An 8,704-nucleotide genomic window follows, 5' to 3' on the forward strand; every position below is an offset into this window, starting at 1 on the left:
TATAAGGGTAAGTAAGAGGATGCTTGATTATCAGGGCATCCTCTTATTCATCTCCACGTAAGCTGACATAGGCATTATATAAATCAAGAATACCGTAACCCCATTCTTTGTTGGGATAACTCAGATTAGGATTTCTTTGTGCCCCACGTATCAACAGTATTTTAATTTCAACAGTACTCATGGAAGGGAAAAAGCCTCTTATAATGCCCCATTCCAGAAACATTGCGGCAACACCAGCAGTGTGAGCCGCCGAAATGCTTGTTCCACTTCCAATGGTATAACCATGCTGTAGTGCTGGTCCAATCATATTTACGCCAGGTGCAGCCAAAGTGGGAGCTATATTGTCATTTCGCATAAAGCCCCGGCTAGATTCCAAATAAATACTTTTATCAATGTAATTGTAGGCAGTTGTCACAATTGGTATAAAGGTATTACCAGGTGACGTTAAGGTATAATTCGGATCTGATTTTATAAAAAAAGTATTGTAATTTAAAAACTTTGACATGGGCAGCCATATATGATAATTTAGTGCTAGATTTCCACTTTTGTACACCTTGAATTTCCATATGCCTTCGCTGGGATTTCGAAATCGTACCAGTATCAGCTGATCTCCAGATTGGGATTCTGCAATTTGATAATCTACATTAATTACCGTTGACTCCAAGATGAATTTTATTTCCCTGCTTTCACCTAACCGCGCTGGAATCCGTGCGATATATTCACCGTTTGGAGAACGGAGATCAATAGAAAAAGTAGTTGGTGTTTTTGCCCATAGTTCCATAGAAAAACCCTGTTCATTTGGACCAACCTTTAGTTCTACTTCATCAAATTCCTCTTCTTTTTCAATTGTGCCGTAATAATGGTGGCCTGTATTTCCTTCGTTTCCACCTGCAATGGTAAGAGAAACTCCCTTTTTAGTCGAAATGGTAGAAAGATAGCTGCTTAATGCTCCACGTTCATCATGGGCTCCTTGGGAAGTTCCAATTCCAATAAGTATTGATATAGGCATTTTCAGCTGTTCAGCCAGCTTTACAAGATAATTTATGCCGTGAATCAAGTCATGCTTTTGGTAGCAAACAGCATCGTCAGGAATACGCCAAAAGTCACGCAGATATTTTTTTGCAGGTTTTAGCTTGACAACTGCCAGTTGGGCATCTGGCACAACACCTGAAAAGGAATTGCTTTCGATTCTATTTCCAGCAGCAATTCCTGCTAAAAAAGTTCCATGTCCAACGTCGTCGGTGGAAGGAACAACGGAAAAAGGGTCAGGACTGGTTAAAGCAAAGTTTAACTGGGACTGAGTGTATTCTGTTCCAAAGCTAAAGCCTTCTGGCTGAGAAGAATCACTTTCAATAGTCTGATCCCATATAGCGGCTATCTTTGAAGTGCCATCTACATTGCGAAAAGTACTGTGAGTATAATCTATCCCAGAGTCTACGAGGCCAATCAGTACTCCCTGGCCAAACAAATCAAAATTAGGTATGTTTTGTATTTTTGAAACACCTGAAGCATCCAGGCTGCCAATGTCTAAAAGACCATAGCAGTTTGGATAGGCACCATAGCCATAGAGCTGAAAAAAATTTTTTGGAATATTTTCAATGGGAACATACGCTATAGCAGTATCTTCAATAAGAGGTTCGTAGCATGCTCCTAAATTAGCAACGATTGTATCTAAACTTACCCCATAATCAATCATAAAGTCAGCATAAGCTTCACTAATAATTCTTTTTCGGCATTCTGGATCCACCTGTGTTTCTCCAATCCCAATAATCATTAATTTATTATATGAGAAAGACCACTGTTTATGCATATTTCAATAAAAGAACGTGCAGCTTTGCTTAATAATTTGTTATTGTGGTATACCACCATAAGATTGCGGTGTAGATTTAAGTTTTCTACATGTAATTCAATTAATTCTTTTTTATGCAGGTTCTGAGAAATCATGCGATAGGAAAGAATGGCAAGTCCTAGTTTATTGCTGGCAGCGTTTATAAGTGCTTCTGAACTACAGCTTTCCCATTGAGGGTTTAAAGAATAACCTTCACTTAACACAATCTGCTCAAATAAATCACGTACTCCAGAACCTTTTTCCCGTACAAGTAAAGGTTCCTTTAAAATATCGCTAAGTGATAAGGTGTCTTTGCTTGCTAATGGATGCTCTGGTGAAGCAGCAATTACAATTCGATCGGAGCAAAATATTTTTGTTTTTAAATAAGTGTTTCGATGCAGTTCTTCGACTAGCGCAAAATCAAGTTCATTGTTGTAAATCATCTGTTCGATTGTAACGGAGTTTTGAATGGTAACATTTACAGTAATATCAGGATACAGCTCATGGAATTGATGGATATAATCAGCAATCAGGGTAGTTCCAATTGTAATATTAGCACCAATCTTCAAAATACCAAGTGAATCAGAATTTTTCAAACACCGTTCTGCATCTTCAAATAGAGTTACAATATGAAATGCGTACTGGTATAAAGTATCGCCAGCAGATGTAAGGTAGAGTGTTCTGTTTAGCCGTTCAAATAAAGTAATACCATAAAACTCTTCTAGCTCTTTAATAGCCTGGCTGATAGATGGCTGTGTCATATATAGGTGATTTGCAGCTTTTGTCATGCTTTTAAATTCACATACCGAAACAAAAATTTTCATATGTCTTAGTGTCATAAGAAATCATCCTTTGCAGAAAAAATATTTACTTAATTCGAACTTTGTATTTCTTTAATGAGGAACCAGTTTTTGCAATTACGTATACAGTTCCCTTTCGTTTTGCAGTAAACTTCCCGGAAATTTTGTTAATAGAAGCAATTCGCTGATCGGAAACACTATATTGAACCGGGTCAGCATATCCAAATCCAACGGCCTGAAAAGTATAAGTCTTTCTCACGGATAAAGAGGATACTTTTTTTGTAAATGAAATATAAGGTTTTTTCACAACAATACGAGAGACAACTCGTTTGCTTTTTCCACAAATACTGATGGTTGCGGTAATCTTACCAATGCCAGCATGTTTTGCTGTAACTACGCCCTTTTTAGATACGGAAAGTATGTTTTTATCATTAGAGGTATATGTAATTTTTATATCACCAATAGAAAGCTGTTTTGGATATCTTAATGACAGTTTTGAAGTCTGAGCCAGATATATGGTTTCTTTTGTTGGTGCAACGGTTACCTGCGAGAGATAAGCAGACTTGCTCTCTGCTGTTTCAGATGTAGTTGTGTTGGGCTCGGTAGTTTCTATTGGAGGAACAACTGGTTTCTGAGGAATAACAGGTTTCTCAGGAACAACGGAATGATATGGAGGGCTGCTTGGAAGAATAGGAAAAACGGGCATATAAACTGGTCCTACAGGTGGAAAAGCTGTTGGTTCGGGTTCAGTTTTTGTTATCCTGTTCTGACTCCTTTCTTCGTTTTCTTTTGGATGTTCCATGGTATTATTGCCAGGATCAGCAGCTTTTACGAGAATAGATGAATTTGGAGAAAATAGTGCATTATAAAAAATATTCAGTATGATAAGAATAGGCAAAAGTCTTCTTTTCATAACAATAAAACCTTCTTTCCAGCGGCAGATCCGCTATATAAATCTATTCACAATATAGTACAAAGCAATCACTTAATATTGTATCATAAAAAGAAAATAATAACAAATCCCAGATTTTCAGCAAGTAAAAAAATGTATAATAAATACATCATTTTTGTGCCTAAAAAGTAAATAATACACAATGAAATTAAGGCATGCAGAGAAAAGTGGGTCTATAAAAATTAGTAAAAACATTGTCTTATATATAGTTTTATCGACTTTTTTTGGTGTGTTTGCATAAAAAAACGGCGTAATTGCATTTCGTGTAAACATATGCTACATAATAGCCACAAAATGTTGAATTGTCCTCTAGAAGTTTTATAATAAGCATTGTAAATAAATTTTTTAAGGAGGAGTCTAATGTTAAATAAGAAGTTAAAAAGGGCAATCTGTGTTATGGGGTCTACACTATTAGTAGGTGTGCAATGTGTATCTCCATTAGCATCAGCAACTGTAAGCGCAGCAAGTGGTAGTGTTGGCGCTACTTATGAACAACGTTTTCTTGATATGTACAGCAAACTGAAAGATACAAACAATGGTTATTTCAATAGCCAGGGAATTCCTTACCACTCAATCGAAACTATGTTAGTTGAAGCTCCTGATCAAGGACATGAGTCAACATCTGAAGCAGCAAGTTATTTAGTATGGCTTGAAGCTATGAACGGTAAATTCTCAGGAAACTGGTCCGGACTTACAAAAGCTTGGGACGTAGTTGAAAAATATTATATTCCAACAGATGCAGATCAGCCAGGACAGACAGGATACAATCCTTCCAGTCCAGCTACATTAGCAAATGAATATGGTACACCAGATCAATATCCAAGTCAGTTACAATTCGGCAAAAGCGTTGGACAAGATCCACTTTACTATGAATTGACTAATACATATGGTACATCAAAAATTTATGGTATGCATTGGTTAATCGACGTTGATAACTTCTATGGTTATGGACAAAGAGGAGATGGAACAACTACTCCATCTTACATCAATACATTCCAACGTGGTGAGCAGGAATCAACTTGGGAAACAATTCCACATCCATCATGGGAAGCATTCAAATGGGGTGGTTCCAGCGGATTCTTACCACTATTCACAATTGATAACAGTTATGCAAAACAATGGCGTTATACAAATGCTCCTGATGCTGATGCACGTTTGATTCAAGCTATGTATCAAGCAAAAGGATGGGCTGCTGAAACAAATACTGATATCAGTGCTTTGATTTCAAAAGCTAGTAAAATGGGTGACTATTTAAGATACTCATTCTTTGATAAATACTTTATGAAGATTGGTGCACAATCTACTACACCAGCAAGTGGCCGTGATTCAGCTCACTACTTAATGTCATGGTACTATTCATGGGGTGGTGCAACAACTGATACTTGGGCTTGGAGAATTGGTTCTTCTCATTCTCACTTTGGATATCAGAATCCAATGGCTGCATGGGTATTATCAAATGATACACAGTTTATTCCAAAGTCTGCTACAGCTAAGTCCGACTGGGCTAAGAGCTTGCAGAGACAGATTGAATTATATACATGGTTACAATCAGCTGAAGGTGCGATTGCAGGTGGTTGTACAAACTCCTACAATGGTCAGTACAGCACATATCCAGCAGGAACTTCCACATTCTACGGAATGGCATATTTAGAGAATCCAGTATATGCTGATCCAGGAAGTAACACATGGTTTGGTATGCAGGCTTGGTCAATGCAACGTATGTGTGAATACTACTACAACACAGGAGATACTAAGGTTAAAGCTTTAGTTGACAAGTGGGCAGCATGGGCTCAGTCAGAAGTTCATTTGTTCAACAATGGAACATTTGAAATTCCATCAACAATTGACTGGGAAGGACAGCCAGATACTTGGACAGGAACATCTACAGGAAATCCAAGTCTTCATGTAGAAGTAAAAGCATACGGACAGGATCTTGGTATTGCTGGTTCCTTAGCAAATGCATTGTTATATTATGCAGCAGCAACTACTAAGTATTCTCCAGCTACAAGCGCTGAAGTATACTATGATACAGCAAAAGGACTTCTTGACTGCATTAATGATAATTACTCAGATTCTAAGGGTATTTCTACAGTAGAAGTTTGCGGTTCCTTTGACCGTTTCTTCGAACAAGAAGTATATGTACCAGCAGGATTTACAGGAACAACTGCAACAGGTGCACAGATTAAATCTGGTGTGACATTCTATGACTTACGTCCACAGTATGCAAATGATCCTGACTTCCAGAGATTATTATCCTGCTACCAGAGTGGAACAGATTTCACTATGAGATATCATAGATTCTGGGCACAAGTAGAATATGCTGTAGCAAATGGTACATTAGCAATTCTGTTCCCAGAAGGATATCCAGATCCAAATCCAACACCTACTCCAGTGGTAACACCTACTCCAGTAGTAACACCTACTCCAGTAGTAACACCTACTCCAGTAGTAACACCTACTCCAGTGGTAACACCTACTCCAGTAGTAACACCTACTCCAGTAGTAACACCTACTCCAGTAGTAACACCTACTCCAGTGGTAACACCTACTCCAGTGGTAACACCTACTCCAACAGCAGGAACAGGTAAAGATGTAAATGTAACTTTCAGCCCACAAGGCGGAGCATCCAGCAATACACTTGGTGGAAACTTCACTTTCACTACAACTGAAAGCAGCGTAGATGTATCTAAGATTACATTACGTTACTACTTCACATCTGATGGAGCAACTGGACAAAACGTTTATGTTGACCATGCAGCATTACAAACAACTGTAGCTCCATGGTATGCAGCATTAACATCAAATGTAAAATACAATGTTGTAACTATGAGCAATCCTACTTCAACTGCTAACTGCTATGTAGAAGTTACATTCAATGCATCAGGCGTAACTTTAACTCCAGCAGGTCAGGTTCAATTAGCTGTACGTATTGCACAGTCCAACTGGGCAAACTACAACCAGTCTAATGACTACTCATATGTAAACGGTCCAGCCGTATTATATGATGGTGTATTAGTAGATGGTAATATTCCAAGCTAATTAGAGGATTGAGACAATAAATAACTTATAAACCAAGGATCTCGGCAGCAGGAACATAGCTGCCGGGATTTTACTCATAAGGAGGGAATTATGAAATTAGTTAAGAAAATGGTAGGAACTACCTTAATCGCATCCTTAGCATTAAGTAGTATTGCGGTTGGCGGTAAAAGTGCAGGAGCTTTAGCAGCTTCTTCTTATAATTATGCAGAAGTTCTTCAAAAATCATTAGTATTCTATGAACTTCAGGAATCTGGTCCTTTACAGGATGACATTAGAACAAACTGGCGTTCAGATACCTGTCTGACAGATGGACAGGATAATGGTCTGGATTTAACAGGAGGATGGTTTGATGCTGGTGATCATGTGAAATTCAACCTTCCTATGTCTTATACTGCTGCAATGTTAGCATGGTCCTATTATGAAGATCCAGAAGTTTACCAACAGACAGGTCAAGATGAATACATATTAGAGCAAATTAAATTTGCAAACGATTATTTTATTAAATGTCATCCTACAGCAGACAAGTACTATTTCCAGGTAGGAGATGGTGGTGCTGATCATGCATTCTGGGGAGCAGCAGAAATTATGCAAATGGATAGACCATCTTATTATGTAGATGCAAGTCATCCAGGTTCTTGTGTTGCAGCCAGCACAGCAGCATCTTTGGCAGCAGCTTCTGTTATTTTTGCAGAAAGTGATCCAGCCTATGCAGCTACTTGTATTGCAAAAGCAAAAAGCTTATTAGCATTGGCAGAAACAATGGCTAGTGATACTTATTATAATTCCGTAGCAGGTGCATATTACAGATCTTACAGTGGATATGCAGATGATATTTCATGGGCAAGTACATGGATTTACATGAAAACAGGAGAGGAATCTTATCTTAACAAAGCAATGACTTACTCCAACAATTGGGAAATGATTCAAGGAACAACTGACATTTCTTATGACTGGACTCAGAGCTGGGATAATAAACAAATTGGTACATCGTTACTTCTTGCAAGATTAACACAAAATGCAAAATATGTTTCAGCTATTGAAAATAACCTGAAATACTGGTCAGTTGGATTGAATGGCAAAAAAATAAATTACACTCCAAAAGGATTAGCATTTAGAGATACTTGGGGTTCTTTAAGATATGCAAGTACAGAAGCATTTTTAGCAAGTGTTTATGCAGAAGAAGCAGATTGTGATGCAACTTTGGCAACACAATTAAAAGCTTTTGCAAAAGCACAGGCAGATTATTGTTTAGGAAGCACAGGACGCAGCTTTGTATGTGGATTTGGAGAAAACGCACCAGTTAATCCTCACCACAGAACAGCACATGGCGGCTGGGAAAATAACTGTGGCGGAGCACCTGCAACAAATAGACATACATTAGTAGGAGCATTAGTAGGTGGACCAGGTTCAGATGACAGCTATACAGATGACAGAACAAATTATGTAAACAATGAAGTAGCAACAGATTACAATGCTGGATTTACAGGATTAATGGCAAAAATGTATAAAGAGTACGGCGGAACAGTTCTTAGTAATGTATCAGCAGTAGAAACAGTTGGAGAGGAAATTTATCTTCAAGCTGGTATCAATGCTCAGGATTTACGTACAACAGGAAGCTTTATTGAAATTAAATCAGTAGTATTTAATCATACTGCTTGGCCTGCAAGAATTACTGACAAGCTGACATATAGATATTTTGTAGATATCAGCCAGGTTATTGCTGCCGGATATAGCGCAAGCAACATGGAGGTTTCTGCTAACTACAAACAACATGGTGAAACAATCTCTGCATTAAAACCATGGGATGAAGAAAAGGGAATTTATTACGTTGAAATCAGCTTAGTAGGAGCTAAAATATATCCAGGTGGACAAAGTGAACAAAGAAGTGAATGCCAGTTCAGAATTAAAGCACCTTGTTTATGGGATTACACTACTAGTCCATCATTCCAGGGACTTACAGGAACATCTAATAATAGCTGCGTAAATAATCCTAATATGGCAGTATATGATGATGGTGTATTAGTATATGGTAAAGAACCAAACGGCAGTGCAGTAGTAACACCAACACCAGTAGTAACACCAACA

General features: G+C 38.0%; 5 protein-coding genes. 2 read left to right on the top strand and 3 right to left on the bottom strand.

The window, feature by feature from the left end; translation table 11 throughout:
• Positions 1–43: 43 nt before the first annotated feature.
• From BM305_RS06670 to BM305_RS06680, 3 genes are read right to left on the bottom strand one after another with little or no spacing between them, the layout of a single operon-like run.
• On the bottom strand, positions 44–1,774 hold the full coding sequence (locus BM305_RS06670; RefSeq protein ID WP_177214591.1) for a S8 family peptidase: 1,731 nt from the start codon (positions 1,772–1,774) through the stop codon (positions 44–46).
• Positions 1,774–2,667 carry a LysR family transcriptional regulator gene (locus tag BM305_RS06675; RefSeq protein ID WP_092559923.1) on the bottom strand — a complete coding sequence of 298 codons (894 nt, stop codon included), beginning with the start codon at positions 2,665–2,667 and terminating at the stop codon, positions 1,774–1,776. Before BM305_RS06675 ends, BM305_RS06670 begins: the two co-directional genes overlap by 1 nt.
• Before the next feature lie 28 nt (positions 2,668–2,695).
• Entirely contained in the window at positions 2,696–3,541 is an 846-nt protein-coding gene (locus BM305_RS06680; protein ID WP_092559924.1) for an Ig-like domain-containing protein, read from the bottom strand.
• 399 nt (positions 3,542–3,940) lie between these two features.
• Here BM305_RS06680 and BM305_RS06685 point away from each other — a divergent pair, with 399 nt between their 5' ends.
• Positions 3,941–6,619, top strand: coding sequence for a glycoside hydrolase family 48 protein (locus BM305_RS06685; protein WP_177214592.1), 2,679 nt, complete (start codon positions 3,941–3,943; stop codon positions 6,617–6,619).
• A gap of 90 nt (positions 6,620–6,709) precedes the next feature.
• A partial coding sequence (locus tag BM305_RS06700; RefSeq protein ID WP_177214593.1) for a glycoside hydrolase family 9 protein occupies positions 6,710–8,704 on the top strand: 1,995 nt, incomplete at its 3' end.

It is taken from the genome of Anaeromicropila populeti (genome assembly GCF_900112775.1).
Lineage (GTDB): Bacteria > Bacillota > Clostridia > Lachnospirales > Lachnospiraceae > Anaeromicropila_A > Anaeromicropila_A populeti.

What these genes read in the sequence shown, in the direction of transcription:
- BM305_RS06680 (WP_092559924.1), bottom strand. Translation starts at nt 3,541, where the DNA reads ATGAAAAGAAGACTTTTGCCTATTCTTATCATACTGAATATTTTTTAT.
- BM305_RS06685 (WP_177214592.1), top strand. Translation starts at nt 3,941, where the DNA reads ATGTTAAATAAGAAGTTAAAAAGGGCAATCTGTGTTATGGGGTCTACA.
- BM305_RS06670 (WP_177214591.1), bottom strand. Translation starts at nt 1,774, where the DNA reads ATGATTATTGGGATTGGAGAAACACAGGTGGATCCAGAATGCCGAAAA.
- BM305_RS06675 (WP_092559923.1), bottom strand. Translation starts at nt 2,667, where the DNA reads ATGACACTAAGACATATGAAAATTTTTGTTTCGGTATGTGAATTTAAA.